Source organism: Allobosea sp. P2_A10, assembly GCF_056405115.1.
This window is the reverse complement of record NZ_JBFUCS010000010.1, coordinates 33,948-57,049: the sequence shown is the minus strand read 5'-3', so window position 1 is coordinate 57,049 and position 23,102 is coordinate 33,948. Positions and strand designations below refer to the sequence as shown.

The window sequence follows — 23,102 nt, the reverse complement described above, 5'->3', positions numbered from 1 at the left end:
CGTGCAGCTCAGGGATGAAAAAATTATGCTGCAGGATTGCCGCAAACACTTGTAATCATTAAGTAAACTGGTGAGCGGGGAGGGGATCGAACCCTCGACCACATGATTAAAAGTCACGTGCTCTACCACTGAGCTACCCGCCCTCACCGGTGCGCTGACATAGGGAGGCGGGGCGTTGCGGTCAACATTGTTTGCGCGCCGGGTTTCGTGGCACAAGCGCGCCGGAGGTTGCCGGATGTCCGTATTGCTCGCCCTGGTCATGATCGAGCTGGCTGGAAATGCGCTCGTCATTAGCTGTTTTAACGGTGATGCCGCGGCTGCGGGCCGGTGCACGAGATGAGTCTGCAGGGCGCGCGCATGGACGGGCCGGGCTGGTTTGCCTGGTCGAAGGCCTTCGTTATCGCGACCCTCGCCCTGGCGGGGCTGCTGTCGGGTTTCGTGGTCGCCATGGACCCGTTTGGCCTGCGTATCTCGGCAGGACTGGCGGCGCGGCCGCTGATGGATCTGAACCAGCGCTTCATGTACCCGCAGTTGGTGCGTTCGGGCGCTTTCGACTCAGGCGTCTTCGGCACCTCGACGATGCGGCTGCTCGATCCCGCGATCCTGTCGCGCTCGGTCGGCGGGCGGTTTGCCAATCTCGCGATGAATGCGGCGACGCCCTGGGAGCAGGTCGAGATGGCCCGGCTGTTTGCCCGCACCGTCCCGGCCGCGAAAGCCGTGATCTGGGGTGTCGATCACACCTGGTGCGAACCCGACGCGACCTCGCCGGCCAAGCGGCTCACGCCGCGACCGTTCCCGCCATGGCTTTATGACGGAGCCGGCTGGTTCGATGGCCTGCGCCAGCTCAACCTGACCACGCTGGAAATCGCCGCACGGCTGTTGGGGTACCAAATGGGGCTGCTGCCGGAACGGATTCGCGGCGATGGCTATGAGGTCTTCACCCCGCCGGAAGCGAGTTACGACCTCGCGCAGGCGCGCGGGCATCTCTATGCCGGGTCGGCCGGCGTCGCGCGGGACATGACGCCGCTTTCGCCGCCCGAGACGGTGTCGGAGGTACAGCGGCGCGACTGGCGCTTCCCGGCGCTCGACTGGCTCGACGCGGCGCTGGCGGCGTTCCCTGGCGAAACGGTCCGGATGATCGTGCTGCCGCCGACACATTTTGCATCCCTGCCGCGCGAGGGCAGCGCCGACGCCCAGCGCTACGACGCCTGCAAAGCGGCGCTGCGGGAACTTGCGGGGCGGCGCAATGCCTCCATCGTGGATTATGCCCATGGCTCCAGCTTGACGCGCAACGACGAAAACTACTGGGATCCGCTGCATTTCCGGCTGCGCATCGCCCGGCGCGTCGAAGCCGAACTCGCGGCGGTCTTGCGCGGCTCGGCAGTCGCTTCCGACGGGGTCGCTCGCGTGGTTTCGCCGCCTCTACGAGCGCCCCGTTAACGCGCCGGAAACCAAGGCGTCCTAGCCTTGCGCGCATGGTCATCCGTCGCGGCGTCAGATCCGTCTTCGTCACGCTCGCGCTCTACCTCGTGTCGGGCGCGGCGGTGAGCTATTTTCTGTTCCATGCGCAGCACGGCGCGCGGGGCCTGAGTGCCCGCGACACGCTCGTGGAATCGCTGCGGGTGATGGAAGGCGAGCTCGCCGGGCTGACCGCCGAGCGCAAGGGCTGGGAACAGCGGCTTGCTCTGGTTCGCGACGATGCGGTCGACCGCGACCTGCTCGAGGAACGCGCCCGTAACGAACTCGGCCGCGTGCACAGGAACGACGTCATCCTGATGGGCCGGTGACCGCCCTCAGCGCCGGCAAATAGTTCCGGATAAGCCGATTAACTCAATTTCAGTTAATTCTTAAAAATTCAGTGATTCCATAAGCTTAGGCAATGCTGCATTGCGAGATGGCTCTCTCGCCAACAGTTTTGCGATCCTCTACAACCAAAGACGAAGTTCTCTGGAGGATCGCCGATGGCCGTTGCCGCGCGCAAGACGAAAGCTCCCGCCACCGCCAAGGCCGCCGGCAAGCCGGCAGCCAAGACGGGTTCCGCCAAGGCAAGCTCGGCCAAGGCCGAAAAGGGAGCGTCCAGGGCGCTCAGCAACATGCCGGTCTTCAGCAAGGCCGAAGAGCTTCACGCCTATAGCGAGATGCTGCTGATCCGCCGCTTCGAGGAAAAAGCCGGCCAGATGTACGGCATGGGCCTGATCGGCGGCTTCTGCCACCTCTATATCGGCCAGGAAGCGGTCGTCATCGGTATGCAGATGGCCTCCAAGGACGGCGACCAGACCATCACCGGCTATCGCGACCACGGCCACATGCTGGCCTGCGGCATGGAATCGCGCGGCGTGATGGCGGAGCTGACCGGCCGGCGCGGCGGCTACTCGCATGGCAAGGGCGGCTCCATGCACATGTTCAGCCGCGAGAAGAATTTCTATGGCGGCCACGGCATCGTCGGCGCGCAGGTCTCGATGGGCGCGGGCCTCGGCTTCGCGAACTGGTACCGTGAGGACGGCCGCGTCTCGATGGCCTATTTCGGCGACGGCGCGGCCAATCAGGGCCAGGTCTATGAGAGCTTCAACATGGCCCAGCTCTGGAAGCTGCCGGTCGTGTTCGTGATCGAGAACAACCGCTACGCCATGGGCACCTCGGTCAGCCGCGCCTCGGCGCAAACCGATTTCTCCCGTCGCGGCATCTCCTTTGGCATTCCCGGAGAGCAGGTCGACGGCATGGACGTGCGCGCCGTGCGCGATGCGGCGAACCGCGCCATCGAGCATGCCCGTACCGGCAAGGGCCCCTACATCCTGGAAATGCAGACCTATCGCTATCGCGGCCACTCGATGTCCGACCCGGCGAAGTACCGCTCCAAGGACGAGGTCCAGCGCATGCGCGAGGAGCACGACCCGATCGAGCAGGTGAGGGGGCGTCTCACCCGCGACTTCAAGGTCGGCGAGGACGAACTCAAGGCGATCGACGCCAAGGTGCGCGAGATCGTCAACGACGCAGCCGAGTTCGCGACGCACGACCCCGAGYCCGATCCGTCGGAACTCTGGACCGACATCACGCTGGAGGCGGCGCGCGCCTGACCGCGCCCGCCCGTTCCCCGCCCTAGTCCCGATATCGCCTCACATCCGGGTGCGTTCATGCCGATCGACATTCTCATGCCTGCCCTTTCGCCCACCATGGAGCAGGGCAAACTCGCCAAATGGCTGAAAGCCGAGGGCGACAAGATCAAGGCCGGCGACATCATCGCCGAGATCGAGACCGACAAGGCGACGATGGAGGTCGAGGCCGTCGACGAGGGCATTCTCGCGAAAATCCTGATCGCCGACGGCACCGACAATGTCGCGGTCAACACCAGGATCGGCGTGATCGCGGCCGAGGGCGAAGATGCGAGCGCGGCGGCAGCCACCAAATCGGCCGAGAAAGCTCCCGAAGCCAAGGCCGCACCGGCTGCGGAAGCTCCCGCGGCAGCGGCGCCTGCGACCGTGCCTGCCCAGGCGAAATCCTATGACGCTTCGTCCGAATTCCCGGCCGGAGCGGAGGTCGTTTCGATGACCGTGCGCGAAGCGCTGCGCGACGCCATGGCCGAGGAAATGCGCCGCGACGGCGATGTCTTCGTCATGGGCGAGGAGGTCGCGGAGTATCAGGGCGCCTACAAGGTCACGCAGGGGCTGCTGCAGGAATTCGGGCCCAAGCGCGTCATCGACACGCCGATCACCGAGCACGGCTTTGCCGGCATCGCGGTCGGCGCGGCGCTGACGGGCCTGAAGCCGATCGTCGAGTTCATGACCTTCAACTTCGCCATGCAGGCGATCGACCAGATCATCAACTCCGCCGCCAAGACGCTTTATATGTCGGGCGGTCAGATGGGTTGCCCGATCGTGTTTCGCGGACCCAATGGCGCGGCCGCACGCGTCGGCGCGCAGCATAGCCATGACTACGCCGCGTGGTACTCGAACGTGCCGGGCCTCAAGGTCGTCGCGCCCTATAGCGCGTCCGACGCCAAGGGCCTGCTCAAGAGCGCCATCCGCGATCCCAACCCGATCATCTTCCTCGAAAACGAGATCCTCTACGGCCGCCAGTTCGAGGTGCCCAAGGGCGACGATATCGTCGTGCCGATCGGCAAGGCCAAGGTGGTGCGGCCAGGCACGGACGTGACCATCGTCTCCTTCAGCATCGGTATGACCTATGCGCTGGCGGCCGCCGAGGCGCTGGCCAAGGAGGGCATCGAGGCAGAGGTCATCGATCTCAGAACCATCCGCCCGATGGATATCGAGACCGTGATCGCCTCGGTGCAGAAGACGCATCGCTGCGTCGCCGTCGAGGAAGGTTTTCCGCAGTCGGGCGTCACCGCCGAGATCGGCATGAAGATCATGGAGGCGGCGTTCGATTATCTGGATGCGCCGGTCATCCGCGTCACCGGCAAGGACGTGCCGATGCCCTATGCGGCCAACCTTGAAAAGCTGGCTTTGCCGAATGTCGGCGAGGTCATCGCGGCGGCCAAAGCCGTCTGCTATCGCTGAGCCTATGAAGCGGGATGATTTCATACCAGCGGTTATGAAGGCCGTTGAAGCTCACAAAGGTGAGGCGACGATCGTTGAAGTGGCACGTCACATTTGGGCGCACCATGAGAAAGAGATCATGGCTACACCTGATCTTTTTTATATCTGGCAATACGAAGTTCGTTGGGCAGCTCAGTCCCTTCGCGATGCGAAAAAATTGGGTTTGGGGTCTCGAAGAGGCAACAAGGGCACTTGGCGAAAGATTGGAGCCTAATAGATGCCAACCAACATCCTGATGCCCGCGCTCTCTCCTACCATGGAGAAGGGCAATCTCGCCAAATGGCTGAAGAAGGAAGGCGACAAGATTAAATCCGGCGACATCATCGCCGAGATCGAGACCGACAAGGCGACCATGGAGGTCGAAGCCGTCGATGAGGGCGTGCTCGCAAAAATCCTGGTGCCGGACGGCACGGCCGATGTCGCCGTCAATGAGATCATCGGCGTGATCGCGGCCGAAGGCGAGGATGTGAAGGCCGCCGCTACGCCGGCACCCGCCAAGGCCGAGGCTCCCAAGGCCGAAGCGCCCAAATCTGACGCGTCAAAGCCTGCTCCAGTCGCCGCTGCGTCGTCAGCCACTCCTGCCGCCGCTACTGCGGCTCCGGCTGCTCCTGTGTCTTCGGGAGGCGAGCGTTCGTTCGCTTCGCCGCTCGCCCGTCGCCTCGCCAAGGAAGCCGGGCTCGACCTGTCGAAGGTCACGGGTTCCGGCCCGCATGGCCGCATCGTCGAGAAGGATATCGAGGCGGCGAAGGCCGGTGGCGGCGCCAAGGCGGCTCCGGCTGCGGCGGCTTCCGCCGCTCCGACCGCAGCGAAACCCGCCGCCGCGCCGATGGCTGCCGGCATGTCGGACGAGACCGTCAAGAAGCTGTTCGCGCCGGGCTCCTATGAGGAAGTCCCGCATGACGGCATGCGCAAGACGATCGCGCGCCGCCTGCTCGAATCCAAGCAGACGATCCCGCATTTCTACCTGACGATCGATTGCGAGCTCGACGCGCTGCTGAAGCTGCGGGCCGAACTCAATGCGGCCGCGCCCGAAAAGGACGGCAAACCGGCCTACAAGCTCTCGGTCAACGACATGGTGATCAAGGCGATTGCGATGTCGCTGCGGGCGGTGCCCGAGGCCAATGTCAGCTGGACCGAGAACGCCATGCTGAAGCATAAGCACGCCGATGTCGGCGTCGCGGTCTCGATCCCCGGCGGACTGATCACGCCGGTGATCCGGGACGCCTGCCACAAGACGCTGAGCCAGATCTCCAACGAGATGAAGGACCTCGCGGCCCGAGCCAAGAACCGCAAGCTGAAACCCGAGGAGTATCAGGGCGGCACCACGGCGGTCTCCAATCTCGGCATGTTCGGCGTCAAGGACTTCGCGGCGATCGTGAACCCGCCGCATGCGACGATCCTGGCGGTCGGCGCCGGCGAGCCGCGCGCCGTCGTCAAGAAGGGCGAACTCGCTGTCGCGACCGTGATGTCGGTGACGCTCTCGACCGACCACCGCGCGGTCGACGGCGCGCTCGGAGCCGAGCTGATGCAGGCCTTCAAGGGCTATATCGAGAAGCCGATGGCGATGCTGGTGTGAGGAGAGCAGATGGCGGGCGGGGACAGCGGCTCTTCGGCGGGAAACCGTCTGGCCATGGTCTCGCTCATCATCGCGGGGATGTCGTTGGCAGCTTCTGCCCTGCAGAACTTCAATTACTCCCGCAGTATCGACAGCGTTCAGCGCAACGTGCTGCGCGCCGAGAGTCTGCGCAGTTGCAAGGATATCATCGCCATCTTCTTCGAGTTTCGTCTCAAGGCGGAGACTGCGAATGGCGGCGGAGCCAGCGCAATGTCGGGAATCGAACTCAAGAGCCTGGCCTATCGCTTCGGCGCGCTTGGGACCTTCCTTGCCAATTTTCAGGAGCAGCCGGCTCGCGATCGCTATTCGGCGCTGTCCTGGCACCTGAACCGGATCGCGACCGAAGCGGAACGCCTGCCGAAAGTCGATTTCGACGCCCTTTTCAGCGAGGMCGACAAGCAATTCGCGACGATCAACGACGATTGCGTAAAGGCCGCGACCGGCCACCTTCTCTGACAGTTCTTGCTTCTCTGAACATTCCAGCCGACGGAGCCTGACCCATGTCCGACTACGACATCATCATCATCGGCTCCGGCCCCGGCGGCTATGTCGCCGCCATCCGTGCAGCCCAGCTCGGCTTCAAGACGGCGATCGTCGAGCGCGAGCACATGGCCGGCATCTGCTCGAATTGGGGCTGCATTCCGACCAAGGCGCTGCTGCGCTCGGCCGAGATCCTGCACTACGGCCAGCACGCCAAGGATTACGGGCTGGTGCTCGAAGGCTCGTTCAAGGCCGATCTCGACGCGGTGGTGAAGCGCTCGCGCGGCATCGCGGCCAGGATGAACAGCGGCGTCCAGTTCCTGATGAAAAAGAACAAGGTCGACATCATCTGGGGCGAGGCGAAGCTGACCAAGGCGAACACGATCGCGGTCACAGCCACCAGGAAGCCGGCGATGCAGCCGCAGGTTCCGCCGCCCAAGGGCGCGAAGGGCGAGGGCACCTACACGGCCGACCATATCGTCATCGCGACCGGTGCGCGGCCGCGCGCGCTGCCCGGCATCGAGCCGGACGGCAAGCTGATCTGGACCTATTTCGAGTCGATGGTTCCGGCGAAGATGCCGAAATCGCTGCTGGTGATGGGCTCGGGCGCGATCGGCATCGAGTTCGCCTCGTTCTATCGGACGATGGGCGTCGAGGTCACGGTCGTCGAGGTGATGCCGCAGGTCGTCCCCGTAGAGGACGCCGAGATCGGCGCGTTTGCGCGCAAGGCCTTCGAGAAGCAGGGCATGAAGATTCTGACAGGGGCCAAGGTCACCAAGGTCGAGAAATCAGCCGACAGCGTCACCGCCCATATCGAGGACGAGAAGGGGGCTAAGCAGACCATCACGGCCGACCGGATGATCTCGGCTGTCGGCGTCGTCGGAAATATCGAGAATCTCGGGCTCGAGGCGCTCGGCGTGAAGACCGATCGCGGCTGCATCGTCATCGACGATTTTTGCCGCACCAATGTGAAGGGCCTCTATGCGATCGGCGACGTCGCCGGCCCGCCGATGCTGGCGCACAAGGCCGAGCATGAGGCGGTGATCTGCGTCGAGGCGATCAAGGGCCTGCATCCGCATCCGATGGACAAGCTCATGATCCCCGGCTGCACCTATTGCCACCCGCAGATCGCCAGCGTCGGTCTGACCGAGGCCAAGGCGAAGGCCGCCGGCCACGAAGTCAAGGTCGGCCGCTTCCCCTTCGTCGCCAACGGCAAGGCGGTGGCGCTGGGTGAGGATTCAGGGCTGGTCAAGACGATTTTCGACGCCAGGACCGGCAAGCTGCTCGGCGCGCACATGGTCGGCGCGGAAGTGACCGAGTTGATTCAGGGTTTCGTCGTCGCGATGAATCTCGAGACCACCGAGGAAGAGTTGATGCACACGATCTTCCCGCATCCGACGCTATCGGAGACGATGAAGGAGAGCGTGCTGGATGCGTATGGGAAAGTGCTGAACGCCTGAAGATCGTAACGTTTTTGCTCGGGAACACCGCGTCATCCCGGGCTTGACCCGGGATCCATCATAGGGCTCGACGGCGCTCCGATGATGGATCGCGGATCTCAGCGTCGCTGCGTCCGGGATGATGGCGTGTTTCTCACAAGGCATGAAAAAGTTTTGGCTTTTCCGTTGTCTCGCCTCCATATCTCCGCCATGGCCCCCCGCACCCGAAAACCCCGCGGCCCTGATCGCATCGTCCCCGACGACAAGGTCGAGATCCTGCCGCCGGGCGGCGGGCTGATGCTCGACTGGCGCGCGCTCGCGCCGACGATCGCGCTCGGCACTGTCACCGGTTTTGTCGCCAGCCTGATCGTGGGTGGCGGCGGACTGATCCGCCATGCCGTCGTCGGCGTGCTCGGCATGCTGGTCGGGCAAGGCCTCGTGCGGCTGACCGGCTGGCGTGTGCGCACCGGCCATGCTTTTCTCGACGAAGCGGCGATGGCGGTGCTGGGCGCGATCCTCGTGGTGCTGTTGGCCCGTTTCATCGCGTGATGGAACGCTAAGCGCGGGACGCCGTTTTCTGCTGCGCGCCTTCGCGCAGGCTTCTGGGGGACAACACGATGCAAAGCTTTGCCGCCACGATGGCCCAGCCGGGCTACGGTTTCTTCGCCACGATCCTGATCGGCATGCTCGCCGGCTGGATCGCCGAGCGCCTGACCTCGTCCGACCATGGCCTGTTCACCAACATGCTGGTCGGCGTCGCCGGCTCGTTCATCGGCAGCCGGCTCGGCGAATTGCTGGAGATCCCGATTTTCGGCTTCTGGCGCACGCTGACGGCTGCCGTCGCCGGCGCTGTGATCGTCATCGTCATCTGGAACGCCATGCGCAAATAGCCCAGGTGGTTGCCGGCAGGCGCGCCGCAGACTAGCTAGGGAGCAGGGGCGTCCTAGCGCCCGCTTCCATGGACCATTCGCATGGCTCTCGTCCTCGACCTTCTGAACCGCGACCCACGCCCCAACGTCGGCAATCCGAAAGCGGATGCGCCGGAACTGCGCCATCCCGAGAAGCAGAAGCGGCCGGAAAACCCGATCCTGCGCAAGCCGGACTGGATCCGGGTCAAGGCGCCGGGCTCGCCGAAATGGGCCGAGACCCAGAAAATCGTCAAAGAGAACAAGCTCGTCACGGTCTGCGAGGAGGCCGGCTGCCCCAATATCGGCGAGTGCTGGGAGAAGAAGCACGCCACCTTCATGATCATGGGCGACACCTGCACGCGGGCCTGCGCCTTCTGCAACGTCAAGACCGGCGTGCCCGAGGCGCTCGACGCGCTGGAGCCAGCCAAGGTCGCGCAAGCCGTCGCCAAGCTCGGGCTGGAGCATGTCGTGATCACCTCGGTGGATCGCGACGATCTCAAGGATGGCGGCGCCGAGCATTTCGCCCGGGTGATCCGCGCCATTCGCAAGGCATCGCCCGGCACCACGATCGAGATCCTGACGCCTGATTTCCTGCGCAAGCCCGGTGCGCTCGAAGTGGTGGTCGCTGCCAGGCCCGACGTCTTCAACCACAACCTCGAAACCGTGCCGGGCAAATATCTGAAGGTCCGCCCCGGCGCGCGCTATTTCCATTCGCTGCGGCTGCTGCAGCGGGTCAAGGAACTCGATCCGACGATCTTCACCAAGTCCGGCATCATGGTCGGCCTTGGCGAGGAGCGGAACGAAATCCTGCAACTGATGGACGATTTGCGCTCGGCCGATGTCGATTTCATCACGATCGGCCAATACCTCGCGCCGTCGCGCAAGCACCATGCGGTGATCCGTTTCGTTACGCCCGAAGAGTTCAAGGGTTTCGAGGCGATCGCCTATGTGAAGGGCTTCCTGATGGTGTCCTCGACGCCGTTGACGCGTTCTTCGCACCATGCCGGCGAGGATTTCGCCAAGCTGCGGGCGGCGCGCGCGGCCAAGCTCGGCGGCTGAGGCCGCGTGCAGAGGGTCATGGTCATCGGTTGCTCGGGCGCGGGCAAGTCCTGGCTCAGCAAGCAGATCGCTCGGGAGCTCGGGCTGCCGCTCGTCTCGCTGGATGCGCTGCATTGGCAGCCGGGGTGGCGGCCCAGCGAGCCGGACGTCTGGCTGGCGACGGTCCGTCGATTGGTCGAGAGCCCCCGCTGGGTCATGGACGGCAATTACTCTGGGACGTTCGAGGTTCGCTTGCCGCACGCCGAGGCGATCGTGTTTCTCGATCAGCCGCGCTGGCGCTGCATTATGGGCGTCCTGCTCCGGACGTTCCGCCATTTCGGGCGGGTACGCGAGGAACTGGCGCCCGGCTGTCCCGAGCGGTTCGATTGGCCGTTCCTGCTCTACGTCTGGCGTTTTCGCGCCCGGCATAGGGCCGGCATCGTCGCGGCGCTGGCGCGGCCCGGGTCACCCCGGCTACAGATCGTCCTGAAATCGCGCTCCGCGATCAAAGCCTTTGCCGCCGGGCTGCCTCGCACTCTCGTCGCCGAGGCCGCCTGACATGCCGATGTTCAACAGCGCCCGCCGAGTGAAGCACTCGCCCGAGCAGATGTTCGCGCTTGTCGCAGATGTCGAGAAATACCCTGAGTTCCTGCCGCTCTGCGAGGGGCTCAAGGTGCGCAAACGGACTCCGCGAGAGGGCGGCGGAGAGGTGCTGTTGGCGGATATGAGCGTCGGATACAAGGCGATCCGCGAGACCTTCACCAGCCGGGTGACGCTCGACCCTGTCAATCTCAAGATCCTGGTCGAATATGTCGACGGGCCGTTCCGCTATCTGGAAAACCGCTGGATCTTCAAGCCGCATGAGAGTGGCTGCGAGATCGTCTTTTTCATCTCATATGAGTTCGCCAGCCGTGTGCTCGGCCTGCTGATGGGCGCGATGTTCGACAAGGCCTTCCGCAAGTTCGCCGAAGCCTTCGAGCGGCGCGCCGACCAAGTCTATGGCGCAGCGGCGCTGCCGGCGTCGGGGGGCTGAGATCAGCAGGCCTCCAACGCCGCTTCCAGCAAAAGACCGAGCGCCACCAGCACGGACAGGCGACGAATCTCGTCGCGGGGCAGATCGCCGAAACGCATCTCGCGATGAGTGGTGTCATGCCCGTTGGCGCAGGCGAAATGCACAAGCCCAACCGGTTTTTCCGCGCTGCCGCCGCCCGGACCGGCGACGCCGGTGATCGAAACGCAAAGGCCTGCCGCGAGCCGGCTCCAGCCGCCCAGCGCCATGGCGCGCGCGACAGGCTCGCTGACGGCCCCGTGAGCTTCGATAAGCTCCCTCGGAACGCCCGCCAACCCCGTCTTGGCGGCGTTGGAATAGGTAACGAGACCGCCCATCACGACATCCGATGAGCCCGGAATCGCGGTCAATGCCGCAGCCACGAGACCGCCCGTGCAGGATTCGACCGTGGCGACGCTGAAGCCTGCGGCGCGGCAGGTTTCGAGCGTCGATGTCGCGAGTTGCGTGATCTGGTCGTCGAACATCGCCGTCACTCCTGTTCCGGCAGGCGGATCGTCGCAGTCGCCAGCGCAGCCAGCCCCTCGCCCCTGCCGGTGAAGCCCATCCGCTCGGAGGTCGTGGCCTTGATCGCGACCTGGTCGATGCGAAGGCCCGCCGCTGCCGCGATCGCGGCGCGGATCGCCTCGCGATGCGGGCCGATCTTGGGCGCTTCGCAGACGATGGTCAGGTCGAGGAAGTCGATCCTGCCGCCGCGTTGCCTGACGCGATCGGCCGCGAAAGCGAGAAACTGCGCCGAGGCCGCGCCCCGCCATTGCGGATCGCTCGGCGGAAAATGCGTGCCGATGTCGCCCTCAGTGAGGCAACCGAGCAGCGCGTCCGTCAGCGCATGCAGCGCGACGTCTCCATCGGAATGCGCGATCACGCCGCGCTCATGGGCGATGCGGACGCCGCCGAGCCAGACATGGTCGCCGGGCCCGAAGGCGTGGACGTCATAGCCCGTGCCGACGCGGACGCGTAGCGCGTCCGGCTGCGGGCGCTCGAAATCCTGCGGATGGGTCAATTTGATGTTCCCTGCCTCTCCGGCGAAGGTCGCGACCGGGTGCCCGGCCCATTCCATCAGGGCGGCATCGTCGGTGAAGCCCGCCAGGCCTGCGGCTACGGCGGCTTCGTGCGCGGCCAGAAGCGGCTTAAGATCGAAGGCCTGCGGTGTTTGCACGCTGACCAAATCCTCGCGCGGAGGCGTCTCGATGATCCGGCGTTGCGCGTCGAGGCGCTTGATCGTGTCGGTGACGGCGAGCGCCGGCACGGCTGCGACCTCGGTCGAGACGGCATCGATCGCGCTCCGGATCAGGCTGGCCGAGACATAGGGGCGGGCGGCGTCGTGGATCAGCACGACGCCGTCAAAGCCGCTGTCGGCCAACGCGTGCAGGCCGGCCCGAACCGACTCCTGTCGCGTTGCACCGCCACGGACCGGGCTGGTGAGCTTGTCGCTTTGCATGCCGCCGATCGCATGAGCATAACGTGCCTCGTCGCCGGCTCCGATCACGACCAGAATAGTGGCGATTGCCGGCTCAGCCAAAAAAGGCGTCAGCGCCTGCGCAAGAACCGGCTGGCCGTCGAGCAGGCGATATTGCTTGGGGCCGTCTCCGCCCGCCCTGAGGCCACGGCCGGCAGCGACAACGAGCGCGGCGATCGGAAGTCGGGCGTTGTGTGTCGGTTCGGTCGGCAAGGTCATTGGTCCAGCGTGGCATTTGGTGATAGTTGGCCCTTGGACGTTCGCCAAGCCCGGCACTTCGTGCCGCATCCTGCAGTGCGGCAGGGGTGCGGCAATGATGCGGCGCAATATGACTCAAGCCCTCTTGCGCTCCTGCAGCAATGTCCAATAAATATGCATAATGGAAGTTGCCTCAAATTCGGGCGTCGATGATCTGGCCGGGCGCGGCGTTGCGCCTGCGTCGCGCGCTTTCCTCGCGCCGATGTCGGGCGTGACCGATATCGTGATGCGCCGGATCGCCGCGCGCCATGGCGCCGGCCTCGTCGTCTCCGAGATGGTCGCGTCCGACGAATTCGTCAAAGGCAGCGAAGAAGCGCGTATCCGGGCCGAGGGCGCCGGCGTCTCGCCCCATGTCGTGCAGCTTGCGGGCTGCGATCCCCATTGGCTCGGTGAGGCCGCGAAACTGGCCGAGGCCAATGGCGCGGCCGTCGTCGACATCAATATGGGCTGTCCGGCCAAGAAGGTGACCGGCGGCTGGGCCGGCTCGGCGCTGATGCGCGACCTCGATCATGCGTTGACGCTGGTGCAGGCGGCCGTGACGTCCGTCAAGATTCCCGTCACCGTCAAGATGCGGCTGGGCTGGGACGACGCCGCTCGTAATGCGCCGGAACTGGCGCGCCGCGCCGTCACCGAGGGCGCGGCTCTGATCACGGTGCATGGCCGCACGCGGCAGCAATTCTACAAGGGCGTCGCCGACTGGGGCGCGATCCGGGCGGTGCGGGAGCAGGGTGCTTTTCCGCTCGTCGCCAATGGCGACATTCATGACCTGGCGGACGCACAGGCTTGTCTTTCGCAGTCGGGCGCGGATTTCGTCATGGTCGGTCGCGCCGCGCTCGGCCGGCCCTGGCTCGTCGGCGATATCGGGGCCGGCCTCGCGGGGCGCGCCGCGCCGTCCCTTAGCATTGGGCAAAAGCTCGCCATTGCACGCGAACATTACGAGGGACTGCTCGGCCTGATGGGCGTCGCCCATGGCGTCCGTCACGCCCGCAAGCATCTGGCGGCCTATGCCGACGAGGCGGTGGCGAGCGGCTGCGCGCCCGATCCGGTCTGGCGGCGGCAACTGCTTACCTCAGACGATCCCAAGGCCGTGATCGATGCGTTGGCGCGGCTATTTTCCGTTGAGTTCGACCGCGCTGCGGCGTGACGAAAGGTATTGCGTATGGCGATGGCGTTTTTCGACGGTGGCGGGAAGGGCAGCGACGATTTTCTGCTCGACCTGATCGAGGTCCAGGCGCTGAACGTGCTGCCGATGCCGGTGGTGGTGGTCGGCGAGAACCATCGCGTTCTCTATGCCAATACCGCCGCCGAGGATTTCTTCCAGTCGAGCGCAGTCGTCCTGAAGCGCCAGCGCATCGACGATCTCATCGCCTTCGGGTCGCCCGTACTCGCTTTGATCGAGGAGGTGCAGCGTCGCGGCGCCAGCGTCAGCGAGTATCGGCTTGATCTCGGATCGCCGCGCCTCGGCATGGATCGCGTCGTCGATGTTTTTGCCTCGCCCTTGCCCAGCCAGGGCGATGCGGTCGTGCTTATGCTTCAAGAACGGACAATTGCCGAAAAAATGGACAGGCAATTGACCCATCGTGGTGCGGCCCGCTCAATTACTGCGCTCGGCGCGATGCTGGCGCACGAGATCAAGAACCCGCTTTCGGGCATTCGCGGCGCGGCGCAGCTTCTCGAAGCCTCCGTGCCGGACAGCGATCGCGTGCTGACGCAGTTGATCTGCGACGAGACCGACCGGATCGTGAAGCTCGTCGAGCGCGTGGAGTTGTTCGGCGATGAGCGCCCGAGCGAGCGCGGCCCGGTCAATGTCCACGACGTTCTCGACCATGTGAAGCGCCTCGCCCAATCCGGATTCGCCCGCCATATCCGCTTCAACGAGGTCTACGACCCGTCGCTGCCGCCCGTCGCCGGCAACCGCGACCAGCTGGTGCAGGTCCTGCTCAATCTGGTGAAAAACGCGGCCGAAGCCATTGGAACGCAAGCGATCGACGGCGAGATCACGCTGACGACGGCGTTCCGCCCTGGCATCCGCATGCAACTCGCCGGCTCCTCGGCGCGCATCGCGCTGCCGCTCGAAATTGGCATTCGCGACAATGGTCCCGGCGTGTCCGCCGACCTGCTGCCGCATCTGTTCGACGCCTTCGTCACCACCAAGGCGCAGGGCAGTGGCCTTGGACTTGCACTCGTCGCCAAGGTGATCGGCGATCATGGCGGGATCGTCGAATGCGAGTCCGTTCCCCGCCGAACGACGTTTCGACTTCTGCTGCCGCTGCACCAGCCCCGGGCGCGGCAGACAGTTTAAGGCCTACAGGACCACAGTGAATGCCGACCGGTAACATTCTCATCGCGGACGACGACGCCGCGATCCGCACCGTGCTCAATCAGGCCCTTGCCAGGGCCGGATATGAAGTGCGGACCACCGGCCAGGCGGCGACGCTCTGGACCTGGGCGGCGCAGGGACTTGGCGACCTGATCATCACCGATGTGGTGATGCCCGACGGCAACGCCTTCGACCTGCTGCCGCGCATCAAGCGCGTGCGGCCCGACCTGCCGATCATCGTGATGAGCGCGCAGAACACCTTCATGACCGCGATCAAGGCGTCCGAGCGCGGCGCCTATGAATATCTGCCGAAACCCTTCGACCTGAAGGAACTCGTCGCCATCGTCGGGCGCGCCCTGTCGCGGCCGCGCGGCGATGGAGGCCGCGCCAATGCGGCAGCCGAGCCCGACGATATTCCGCTGATCGGCCGCTCGCCGGCGATGCAGGACGTCTATCGCGCGCTCGCTCGGCTGATGCCGATCGATCTGACCGTGATGATCAATGGCGAATCCGGCACCGGCAAGGAACTGGTCGCGCGCGCACTGCACGATTACGGCAAGCGCAAGAACGGGCCTTTCGTCGCGATCAACATGGCGGCGATTCCGAAGGACCTGATCGAGTCCGAGCTGTTCGGCCATGAGAAAGGCGCCTTCACCGGCGCGATGATGCGCTCGTCGGGCCGGTTCGAGCAGGCCGAGGGTGGCACGCTCTTCCTCGACGAGATCGGTGACATGCCGATGGAGGCGCAGACACGTCTGCTGCGCGTTCTGCAGCAGGGCGAGTACACCACCGTCGGCGGGCGGACGCCGATCAAGACCAATGTCCGCATCGTCGCCGCCACAAACAAGGATCTGCGCATTTCGATCGCGCAGGGGTTGTTTCGCGAGGATTTGTTCTTCCGCCTGAACGTCGTACCGATCCGTCTTCCGCCGCTGCGCGAGCGCGTCGAGGATATTCCCGATCTGGTGCGCCACTTCTTCTCGCTGGTCGAGAAGGAGGGCCTGCCGCGCAAGCAGATCGATTCGGAAGCGATGGACGTGATGCGGCGCTATCGCTGGCCCGGCAACGTCCGCGAACTTGAGAATCTCGTGCGTCGTCTGGCGGCGCTGTATCCGCAGGAGACGATCACCTCGCCGATCGTGGATGCGGAATTGCAGCCGGCCTCGCCGACGCAAAGCTTTTCCAGCGGCACGACGCAGGAGCGCGCGGAGACGCTGTCGGGTTCTGTCGAACGCCACCTCAACCAGTATTTTGGCGGTTTCGGTGACAATATTCCGCCGCCGGGCCTCTATCACCGCATTCTGCGTGAGGTTGAGCCGCCGTTGATCGCAGCCGCGCTTGCCGCCACGCGAGGCAATCAGATCCGCGCCGCGGAGCTTCTGGGGCTCAATCGCAACACGCTGCGCAAGAAAATCCGCGAGCTTGACATGCAGGTCGTGCGCTCGCCGCGCTGACGATTTGCGTATGGGGCAGGCGCTCGCCTTCCCCATGTCATATTTTGACAACACCGTTGCTTGGGCGCATCAGTGCGCCGCTCACGGTCGGGCTCAACCCCGGCCGCCTGCAATGGAGTCGTCGAGTAACCGTGTCAGCTTCGGTCAGCGATGTCAGAATCGTGCCGCGCGGCGAGGATCCGCCGCGCCGCGTATCGGGCTGGCTCGGCGCGGTCGTCGTCGTGTTCGCGCTGGTTTCGGCGCTCGTCACCTTCATGGTGCTGTCGGGCGCGACTCCGATCGTCCCGGTGCATGAAGTCGTCATCGGCGTCTTCGTTCTCAACGCGCTGCTGATCCTGCTGCTGCTGATCATCGTCGCCTTCGAGCTGTCGGTCTTGATTCGGGCCAGGCGCGCAGGTGCGGCGGCGGCTGGCCTGCATGTCCGCATCGTCGGCCTGTTCAGCATCATCGCCGCCTTGCCGGCTGTGCTGGTCGCGATCATCGCCACCGTCACGATCGAGCGTGGGCTCGAGCCGTGGTTCTCGGACCGGATGCGCGACGCGATCTTCAAATCAGTCGAGGTCTCGGACGCTTTTGCAGCGAGCCAGTGCAAATCGCTCGGCCGCGAGATCAGGATTCTGACCGACGATCTGGTGCGGGCGAAGCCCGCCTTCGACGTCGACCGCAAATGGTTCGAGACCTTCCTGACGGCGCGCGCGACCGCGCTCGGCCTGCCCGTGGCGGCGATCATGCAGCCGCCCGACAAGGTGCTGGTGCGTGCCGGCATCGACGTGCTGAAGGACCCGCCGAAGCCCGATCAGGCGGCTTTCGACGATGCCCAGTCGGCGCCGGAACCGATCTGCGTCGTGCCGGAGACCGGCCGCATCTTCGGTGCGCTGGTCAAGCTGCCGACCTATGACAACGCCTTCCTGCATGTCGCGCGCGAGGTCGATGCGCTGGCGGTCGATTCGCCGGCGATCGCGCGCGGGGCGGCGGTCGAATACCTTGCGATCGACGCGCGCCGGAAAGGCGTGCAGATCGCCTTCGCCTCGATGTACGCGCTGATCTCGGTGATCCTGCTGCTTTCGGCGATCTGGATCGGCCTGAGTTTCGCCAACGCGCTGGTCGCGCCGATCCGGCGCATGATCCATGCGACCGATCAGGTCTCCAGCGGCAATTTCTACGTCCAGGTGCCGATCCGGCGATCGGAAGGCGACCTCGCTCATCTCGGCGAGACCTTCAACAAGATGACGGCGGAGCTGCGCCGGCAGCGCGACGGCCTCGTGACCGCAAGCGAAGTCATCGACAGACGCCGGCGCTTCACCGAGACGGTGCTGTCTGGCGTTTCGTCGGGCGTGCTCAGCCTCGACGGCGACGGGCACATCACCATCATCAACCGTTCGGCCGAGAGCCTGATCGGGAGCGGCGGTCGGCTGCTCGGCGAGCCGATCGCGCGCGTCGCTCCGGAGATTGCGACCTTTGTCACGGAAGCTCTGCAAAACCGCCAGCGCCAGAGTTCAGGCCAGATCGCGATCACGCGTGGCGGGCACGACCGGATGGTGAATGTGCGTGCGGCGCGCGAGGGCGAGGGCGTCGGCGCTGGGCTCGTGGTGACGCTCGACGACATCACCGACCTCGTCTCGGCCCAGCGCACCGCCGCCTGGGCCGATGTGGCACGCCGGATCGCCCATGAGATCAAGAATCCACTGACGCCGATCCAGCTCTCTGCCGAACGGATCAAGCGCCGGTTCGGGCGCGTCATCATCGAGGGCAAGGACGTGTTCGACCAATGCACGGACACCATCGTGCGCCAGGTCGAGGATATCCGGCGGATGGTCGACGAGTTCTCGTCCTTCGCGCGGATGCCGAAGCCTTCGCTGGCACGCGAGGACATCGTCGAGACCGTCCGCCAGATCGTCTTCCTGATGCGCGTCGGCAATCCCGAGCTGACGATCTCGGAAAACCTGCCTGCGGTTCCCGTGCCGGCCCAGTTCGATCGTCGACTGCTCTCGCAGGCGCTGACCAACGTCATCAAGAACGCGTCCGAGGCCATCGAGGCCGTGCCGATGGACGAACGGGGGCCCGGGCGAATCGACCTCGCTTTCGAGCGGCGCGACGACGGTGTGATCGTCATTGACGTTATCGACAACGGCAAGGGCCTGCCAGTCGACCAGCGCCAGAAGCTGCTCGAACCCTACATGACGACGCGCGAGGGCGGCACCGGCCTCGGCCTGGCGATCGTCGGCAAGATTCTCGAAGACCATGGCGGCGGGATCGAACTGCTCGACCGGCCCGATGCCGCCAACGGCGTGCGCGGAGCCCGCGTCCGGCTCTGGTTCCCGGAGACCGGCCCCACCGACGAGGCCAAGAGCGAGACGGCGGGAGGGCGCGACCCAATCGCGTCCGCCGCCAAAGACATGCGAAATGGGATTGCCGTATGAGCGCCGATATTCTGGTTGTCGATGACGAGGTCGATATCCGCGAACTGGTTGCGGGCCTGCTGGAAGACGAAGGCTACCGCACGCGCAAGGCGGGCTCCGCCGACGAGGCGCTGGCCGCTATCGCGGCGCGCCGGCCCAATCTTGTCTTTCTCGACATCTGGCTGCAGGGCAGCCGGCTGGACGGGCTGCAGGTGCTGGAGCTGATCAAGGAAAGCCACCCTGATCTCGCCGTGGTGATGATCTCGGGCCACGGCAATATCGAGACGGCGGTTTCGGCGATCAAGAGCGGCGCCTACGACTTCATCGAGAAGCCGTTCAAGGCCGACCGATTGGTGCTGGTGGCCGAGCGCGCGCTGGAGGCCTCGCGGCTACGGCGCGAGGTGCGCGAGCTGAAGAAGGGTTCGGTCCAGGCCAGCCGTATCGTCGGGCGCTCGACCGTGGTCAACCAGCTGCGGCAGACGATCGAGCGCGTCGCGCCGACCAATGCGCGCATCCTGATCACCGGGGAACCCGGCTGCGGCAAGGAATTGACCGCGCGCACCCTGCACGAGGCGTCGAGCCGGTCCTCGGGGCCGTTCATGGTGATAAACGCCGCCACGATCACGCCCGAGACGATGGAGGAGGAACTCTTTGGCGTGGAGGGCGGCGAGGGGCGCACCCGCCGCGTCGGCGCGCTCGAGGAGGCGCATGGCGGCTCGCTTTACATCGACGAGATCGGCGACATGCCGCGCGAGACACAGAACCGCATCCTGCGCGTGCTGGTCGATCAGAACTTCCAGCGCGTCGGTGGGGCAACCCGCGTCCATGTCGATGTCCGCATCATCTCCTCGACCAGCCGCGACCTTGCCCAGCTGATCGCCGATGGGCGGTTCCGCGAGGACCTCTATCATCGCCTCAGCGTCGTGCCGGTGCGGATTCCGGCGCTGTCGGAGCGGCGCGAGGACGTGCCCGAGCTGATCGAGTTCTTCATGGACCAGATTTCGGTTGCGACCGGCCTGCCCAAGCGTCGCATCGGCTCTGACGCGATGGCGGTGCTGCAGTCGCACGAATGGCCCGGCAACGTTCGCGAGCTGCGCAACAATGTCGAGCGCCTGATGATCCTGACCAAGGGCGACCCCACCGCCGACATCACCATCGACATGCTGCCGGCCGAGGTCGGCGCGATGGTGCCGACGACGCCGTCGGGCTCGGGCGGCGAGCGGCTGATGAGCCTGCCGCTGCGCGATGCGCGCGAAATCTTCGAGCGCGAGTATCTGATCGCCCAGATCGCCCGTTTTTCCGGCAATATTTCGCGCACGGCCGAGTTCATCGGCATGGAGCGCTCTGCGCTGCACCGCAAGCTGAAGTCGCTCGGGGTCGGCTGAAACGCCGCCAAGCGTCGGCCGCATGACCGCCTGCGCGATACGCAGGCTTCATGCGCAAATACGATGCGGCATCACCCTTGCTTTGTCATAGAACGCAACGATCTAATATATCGTCGGTGCTTTGAAACGGCGTGCTCTTTGGCATGCTTGCGAACGAAGCGAAATGGATCGCGGGCCTGAACCCGATGAGCGATCCCAACAACAGGGGCTGAACATGGCCGCAGAGCGGGCACAAAACCTTCAGGACACTTTCCTCAACCACGTCCGCAAGCAGAAGATCCCGCTGACGATCTTTCTCGTCAATGGCGTGAAGCTGCAGGGCGTCGTTACCTGGTTCGACAATTTCTGCGTATTGCTGCGTCGCGACGGGCATTCGCAGCTGGTCTACAAGCATGCGATCTCGACGATCATGCCGGGTCATCCCGTGCAGCTGTTCGAGCCCGAGGAACAGGACAAGGCCTGAGGCCGATGTCGGGACGCAGCGGGGGCGAGGAGCCGCAAGGCCTCGCCAAACCGCTCGACGAGATCGAGCGCGAGATCGCAGCCAATACGCGCGCCTATGTCGTGGGGCCCTATTCGCAGCGCCGCGGCGGCGGTGCGGCTGACGCGAACCAGCGCTCCTTCGCGGCGCGGCTCGACGAGGCCGTGGGCTTGGCTGGAGCCATCGATCTCACCGTGGTCGAGCCGATCCAGGTGATGCTGACGGCCTTTCGGCCGGCGACCTATCTCGGCAAGGGCAAGGTCGAGGAGATCGCCGAGCGCATCAAGATCGAGGAGATCGGCCTCGTCGTGATGGATTGCGCGCTATCGCCCGTGCAACAGCGCAATCTCGAAAAGGCCTTTGGCTGCAAGGTCATCGACCGGACCGGCCTGATCCTCGAAATCTTCGGCCGTCGAGCCCGTACCCGCGAGGGCACGCTGCAGGTCGAGCTTGCGCATCTCAACTACCAGAAAAGCCGGCTGGTGCGGTCCTGGACCCATCTGGAGCGCCAGCGCGGTGGCTTCGGCTTCCTTGGCGGCCCCGGCGAGACGCAGATCGAGGCGGATCGACGCATCATTCAGGAGCGCATGACCAAGATCGAGCGCGATCTGGAGAGCGTCAAGCGCACGCGCGGCCTGCATCGCGCCAGCCGCAAACGTGTGCCTTATCCGGTGGTTGCGCTGGTTGGTTACACCAATGCCGGCAAGTCGACGCTGTTCAATCGCCTGACCTCCGCCGAGGTTCTGGCGCAGGACATGCTGTTTGCGACGCTCGACCCGACGGCGCGCGCGCTGAAGCTGCCGCATGGCGCACGGATCATGCTGTCGGACACCGTCGGCTTCATCTCCGACCTGCCGACGCAGCTCGTCGCAGCCTTCCGCGCCACGCTGGAAGACGCGATCGAGGCCGACGTATTGCTGCATGTCCGCGACGTCGCCCATGAAGACACGCAGGCGCAGGCCGCCGACGTGCAGGGCATCCTGCGCGATCTCGGGATCGACCCCGATGACGGCCAGCGCGTCGTCGAGGTCTGGAACAAGTCGGACCTGCTTGACGCCGCCGAGCGCGAGCGCCAGCTCGGCCTGGCTGCGATCAAGCCCGACGCGTCGCGCCCGGTATTGGTCTCGGCGCTCACCGGCGACGGCATCGACCGGCTGACCGACGCGATCGAGACGCGCATCGCCAAGAGTCGCCCGATCTACCGGCTGGTACTGCCGCCCGGAGACGGAAAATCGCTGGCCTGGCTGCATGCCAACGGCGAAATCCTCGAGCGTGAGGATGCAGAGGACGGGACGTTGAGCCTGACGGTCCGCCTGCCGCCGGAGCGGGAAGGGGCCTTTGGCGCGCGGTTTCCAGAGGCCGAGCAGCGAAATTAGGCCGCTCCGGCCTTTTCCGCCCGCTTCACCGCCTGCCAGAGCGCTTCCATCTCGTCGAGCGTCGCGTCTTTTGCCGTCCGGCCCTGTGCCTCCAGCGCATCCTCGATGCCCTTGAACCGGCGCTCGAATTTGGCGTTGGCGGCCTGCAAGACGCCTTCCGGATCGGCGTCGACATGGCGGGCGAGGTTGGCGACGACGAAGAGCAGGTCGCCGATCTCCTCCCTGATCGCCGCCTTGTCGCCCGAGGCCATCGCTTCGTCGATCTCAGCGGTCTCTTCCCTGATCTTGTCGAGGACGAGCCTGGCGTCGTTCCAGTCGAAACCGACGGTCGAAGCTTTCGCCTGCAGCTTCCAGGCGCGGGTGAGGGCAGTGAGCGTCTGCGGTATGCCGGCAAGCACGCCCTTGTCCTCGGTCTTCTCGGGGAGGCCGGTAGCAGCCCTCGCGCGCGCCTTGTCGGCCTTCTCCTGCGCCTTGATGGCGTGCCAGAGTGCCTTGACCTCCGCTGGCGACAGATCGCGCGCGTCTCCGAAGACATGGGGATGACGGCGGATCATCTTGGCGGTGACGGCCTCGACCACGTCGGGGAAGGCGAAAGAGCCCTCTTCTTCAGCCATTTGCGCGTGATAGACGACCTGCAGCAGCAGGTCGCCGAGTTCATCCTTGAGATCGAGCCTGTCGCCGCGCGCGATGGCGTCGGCCACCTCATAGGCCTCTTCGACCGTGTAGGGCGCGATCGAGGCGAAATCCTGCTCCAGATCCCAGGGGCAGCCCGTGCCGGGCGTGCGCAGCGCCGCCATGATCTCGATCAGGCGTGAGATATCGCGAGAAGGCTGCAACGCTGCAAAACTCCGCCGAAATGAGATAGCCTCAC

At 65.2% G+C, this 23,102-nt stretch carries 22 protein-coding genes and 1 tRNA gene; 19 read left to right on the top strand and 4 right to left on the bottom strand.

Annotation, left to right across the window (positions count from 1 at the left end; all coding sequences use genetic code 11):
• Positions 1 to 68 precede the first annotated feature (68 nt).
• Positions 69 to 143 (bottom strand) — tRNA-Lys (locus AC1DZY_RS15485).
• A gap of 193 nt (positions 144 to 336) precedes the next feature.
• Between AC1DZY_RS15485 and AC1DZY_RS15480 the strand changes: the two genes are divergently transcribed.
• From AC1DZY_RS15480 to AC1DZY_RS15425, 12 genes are all read left to right on the top strand, one after another.
• Positions 337 to 1,440, top strand: a complete 1,104-nt coding sequence (locus AC1DZY_RS15480) for a hypothetical protein (protein ID WP_476821151.1) — start codon at positions 337 to 339, stop codon at positions 1,438 to 1,440.
• 35 nt (positions 1,441 to 1,475) lie between these two features.
• Positions 1,476 to 1,787, top strand: a complete 312-nt coding sequence (locus tag AC1DZY_RS15475) for an FtsB family cell division protein (protein WP_476821016.1) — start codon at positions 1,476 to 1,478, stop codon at positions 1,785 to 1,787.
• A gap of 306 nt (positions 1,788 to 2,093) precedes the next feature.
• On the top strand, positions 2,094 to 3,074 hold the full coding sequence (gene pdhA / locus AC1DZY_RS15470; RefSeq protein WP_476821150.1) for a pyruvate dehydrogenase (acetyl-transferring) E1 component subunit alpha: 981 nt from the start codon (positions 2,094 to 2,096) through the stop codon (positions 3,072 to 3,074).
• A gap of 57 nt (positions 3,075 to 3,131) precedes the next feature.
• Positions 3,132 to 4,514: a pyruvate dehydrogenase complex E1 component subunit beta gene (locus AC1DZY_RS15465; protein ID WP_476821015.1), complete on the top strand. Its 1,383-nt coding sequence runs from the start codon at positions 3,132 to 3,134 to the stop codon at positions 4,512 to 4,514.
• Positions 4,515 to 4,770: 256 nt separating this feature from the next.
• Positions 4,771 to 6,129 (top strand): pyruvate dehydrogenase complex dihydrolipoamide acetyltransferase, encoded by a 1,359-nt coding sequence (locus tag AC1DZY_RS15460; protein WP_476821014.1) that lies wholly within the window; start codon positions 4,771 to 4,773, stop codon positions 6,127 to 6,129.
• A 9-nt stretch (positions 6,130 to 6,138) separates the two neighbouring features.
• Complete coding sequence (locus AC1DZY_RS15455) at positions 6,139 to 6,624, top strand: hypothetical protein (protein ID WP_476821013.1); 486 nt, start codon at positions 6,139 to 6,141, stop codon at positions 6,622 to 6,624.
• A gap of 44 nt (positions 6,625 to 6,668) precedes the next feature.
• On the top strand, positions 6,669 to 8,108 hold the full coding sequence (gene lpdA / locus AC1DZY_RS15450) for a dihydrolipoyl dehydrogenase (RefSeq protein WP_476821012.1): 1,440 nt from the start codon (positions 6,669 to 6,671) through the stop codon (positions 8,106 to 8,108).
• A gap of 189 nt (positions 8,109 to 8,297) precedes the next feature.
• Positions 8,298 to 8,636 carry a GlsB/YeaQ/YmgE family stress response membrane protein gene (locus tag AC1DZY_RS15445; RefSeq protein ID WP_476821011.1) on the top strand — a complete coding sequence of 113 codons (339 nt, stop codon included), beginning with the start codon at positions 8,298 to 8,300 and terminating at the stop codon, positions 8,634 to 8,636.
• A 68-nt stretch (positions 8,637 to 8,704) separates the two neighbouring features.
• A complete protein-coding gene (locus tag AC1DZY_RS15440; RefSeq protein ID WP_476821010.1) occupies positions 8,705 to 8,977 on the top strand; it encodes a GlsB/YeaQ/YmgE family stress response membrane protein in 273 nt (90 codons plus the stop codon).
• Between the two features lie 81 nt (positions 8,978 to 9,058).
• Entirely contained in the window at positions 9,059 to 10,054 is a 996-nt protein-coding gene (gene lipA / locus AC1DZY_RS15435; RefSeq protein WP_476821009.1) for a lipoyl synthase, read from the top strand.
• 18 nt (positions 10,055 to 10,072) lie between these two features.
• Entirely contained in the window at positions 10,073 to 10,591 is a 519-nt protein-coding gene (locus tag AC1DZY_RS15430) for a P-loop NTPase family protein (RefSeq protein ID WP_476821008.1), read from the top strand.
• Between the two features lies 1 nt (position 10,592).
• Entirely contained in the window at positions 10,593 to 11,066 is a 474-nt protein-coding gene (locus AC1DZY_RS15425; protein ID WP_476821007.1) for a type II toxin-antitoxin system RatA family toxin, read from the top strand.
• Between the two features lie 2 nt (positions 11,067 to 11,068).
• On the opposite strand, the gene AC1DZY_RS15420 is transcribed toward AC1DZY_RS15425, so the two are convergent.
• Both AC1DZY_RS15420 and AC1DZY_RS15415 read right to left on the bottom strand, forming a co-directional pair.
• Entirely contained in the window at positions 11,069 to 11,566 is a 498-nt protein-coding gene (locus tag AC1DZY_RS15420; protein WP_476821006.1) for a CinA family protein, read from the bottom strand.
• A 5-nt stretch (positions 11,567 to 11,571) separates the two neighbouring features.
• Positions 11,572 to 12,777, bottom strand: coding sequence for a bifunctional 2-C-methyl-D-erythritol 4-phosphate cytidylyltransferase/2-C-methyl-D-erythritol 2,4-cyclodiphosphate synthase (locus AC1DZY_RS15415; protein ID WP_476821005.1), 1,206 nt, complete (start codon positions 12,775 to 12,777; stop codon positions 11,572 to 11,574).
• 160 nt (positions 12,778 to 12,937) lie between these two features.
• On the opposite strand from AC1DZY_RS15415, the gene dusB reads away from it, so the two are divergent.
• The 7 genes from dusB to hflX all read left to right on the top strand — a co-directional run bounded on the left by dusB (position 12,938) and on the right by hflX (position 22,231).
• On the top strand, positions 12,938 to 13,960 hold the full coding sequence (gene dusB / locus AC1DZY_RS15410) for a tRNA dihydrouridine synthase DusB (RefSeq protein ID WP_476821004.1): 1,023 nt from the start codon (positions 12,938 to 12,940) through the stop codon (positions 13,958 to 13,960).
• A gap of 105 nt (positions 13,961 to 14,065) precedes the next feature.
• A complete protein-coding gene (locus AC1DZY_RS15405) occupies positions 14,066 to 15,118 on the top strand; it encodes a two-component system sensor histidine kinase NtrB (RefSeq protein WP_476821149.1) in 1,053 nt (350 codons plus the stop codon).
• A 20-nt stretch (positions 15,119 to 15,138) separates the two neighbouring features.
• A complete protein-coding gene (gene ntrC / locus AC1DZY_RS15400; protein WP_476821003.1) occupies positions 15,139 to 16,590 on the top strand; it encodes a nitrogen regulation protein NR(I) in 1,452 nt (483 codons plus the stop codon).
• A 131-nt stretch (positions 16,591 to 16,721) separates the two neighbouring features.
• On the top strand, positions 16,722 to 19,010 hold the full coding sequence (locus AC1DZY_RS15395) for a sensor histidine kinase NtrY-like (protein ID WP_476821002.1): 2,289 nt from the start codon (positions 16,722 to 16,724) through the stop codon (positions 19,008 to 19,010).
• Positions 19,007 to 20,374 (top strand): nitrogen assimilation response regulator NtrX, encoded by a 1,368-nt coding sequence (gene ntrX / locus AC1DZY_RS15390; protein ID WP_476821001.1) that lies wholly within the window; start codon positions 19,007 to 19,009, stop codon positions 20,372 to 20,374. Before AC1DZY_RS15395 ends, ntrX begins: the two co-directional genes overlap by 4 nt.
• Before the next feature lie 214 nt (positions 20,375 to 20,588).
• A complete protein-coding gene (gene hfq, locus AC1DZY_RS15385) occupies positions 20,589 to 20,837 on the top strand; it encodes an RNA chaperone Hfq (protein ID WP_056713550.1) in 249 nt (82 codons plus the stop codon).
• Between the two features lie 5 nt (positions 20,838 to 20,842).
• Positions 20,843 to 22,231: a GTPase HflX gene (gene hflX, locus AC1DZY_RS15380; RefSeq protein WP_476821000.1), complete on the top strand. Its 1,389-nt coding sequence runs from the start codon at positions 20,843 to 20,845 to the stop codon at positions 22,229 to 22,231.
• On the opposite strand, the gene mazG is transcribed toward hflX, so the two are convergent.
• The gene (gene mazG, locus AC1DZY_RS15375; protein WP_476820999.1) at positions 22,228 to 23,067 is read right to left on the bottom strand and encodes a nucleoside triphosphate pyrophosphohydrolase; all 840 of its coding nucleotides are present in this window, start codon (positions 23,065 to 23,067) and stop codon (positions 22,228 to 22,230) included. The genes hflX and mazG overlap by 4 nt on opposite strands.
• Positions 23,068 to 23,102: the final 35 nt, after the last annotated feature.

What these genes read in the sequence shown, in the direction of transcription:
- ntrX (WP_476821001.1), top strand. Translation starts at nt 19,007, where the DNA reads ATGAGCGCCGATATTCTGGTTGTCGATGACGAGGTCGATATCCGCGAA.
- dusB (WP_476821004.1), top strand. Translation starts at nt 12,938, where the DNA reads ATGGAAGTTGCCTCAAATTCGGGCGTCGATGATCTGGCCGGGCGCGGC.
- AC1DZY_RS15460 (WP_476821014.1), top strand. Translation starts at nt 4,771, where the DNA reads ATGCCAACCAACATCCTGATGCCCGCGCTCTCTCCTACCATGGAGAAG.
- AC1DZY_RS15465 (WP_476821015.1), top strand. Translation starts at nt 3,132, where the DNA reads ATGCCGATCGACATTCTCATGCCTGCCCTTTCGCCCACCATGGAGCAG.
- AC1DZY_RS15405 (WP_476821149.1), top strand. Translation starts at nt 14,066, where the DNA reads ATGCCGGTGGTGGTGGTCGGCGAGAACCATCGCGTTCTCTATGCCAAT.
- AC1DZY_RS15445 (WP_476821011.1), top strand. Translation starts at nt 8,298, where the DNA reads ATGGCCCCCCGCACCCGAAAACCCCGCGGCCCTGATCGCATCGTCCCC.
- lipA (WP_476821009.1), top strand. Translation starts at nt 9,059, where the DNA reads ATGGCTCTCGTCCTCGACCTTCTGAACCGCGACCCACGCCCCAACGTC.
- AC1DZY_RS15425 (WP_476821007.1), top strand. Translation starts at nt 10,593, where the DNA reads ATGCCGATGTTCAACAGCGCCCGCCGAGTGAAGCACTCGCCCGAGCAG.
- AC1DZY_RS15480 (WP_476821151.1), top strand. Translation starts at nt 337, where the DNA reads ATGAGTCTGCAGGGCGCGCGCATGGACGGGCCGGGCTGGTTTGCCTGG.
- AC1DZY_RS15415 (WP_476821005.1), bottom strand. Translation starts at nt 12,777, where the DNA reads ATGACCTTGCCGACCGAACCGACACACAACGCCCGACTTCCGATCGCC.
- hflX (WP_476821000.1), top strand. Translation starts at nt 20,843, where the DNA reads ATGTCGGGACGCAGCGGGGGCGAGGAGCCGCAAGGCCTCGCCAAACCG.
- hfq (WP_056713550.1), top strand. Translation starts at nt 20,589, where the DNA reads ATGGCCGCAGAGCGGGCACAAAACCTTCAGGACACTTTCCTCAACCAC.
- AC1DZY_RS15475 (WP_476821016.1), top strand. Translation starts at nt 1,476, where the DNA reads ATGGTCATCCGTCGCGGCGTCAGATCCGTCTTCGTCACGCTCGCGCTC.
- AC1DZY_RS15440 (WP_476821010.1), top strand. Translation starts at nt 8,705, where the DNA reads ATGCAAAGCTTTGCCGCCACGATGGCCCAGCCGGGCTACGGTTTCTTC.
- AC1DZY_RS15420 (WP_476821006.1), bottom strand. Translation starts at nt 11,566, where the DNA reads ATGTTCGACGACCAGATCACGCAACTCGCGACATCGACGCTCGAAACC.
- AC1DZY_RS15430 (WP_476821008.1), top strand. Translation starts at nt 10,073, where the DNA reads ATGGTCATCGGTTGCTCGGGCGCGGGCAAGTCCTGGCTCAGCAAGCAG.
- ntrC (WP_476821003.1), top strand. Translation starts at nt 15,139, where the DNA reads ATGCCGACCGGTAACATTCTCATCGCGGACGACGACGCCGCGATCCGC.
- lpdA (WP_476821012.1), top strand. Translation starts at nt 6,669, where the DNA reads ATGTCCGACTACGACATCATCATCATCGGCTCCGGCCCCGGCGGCTAT.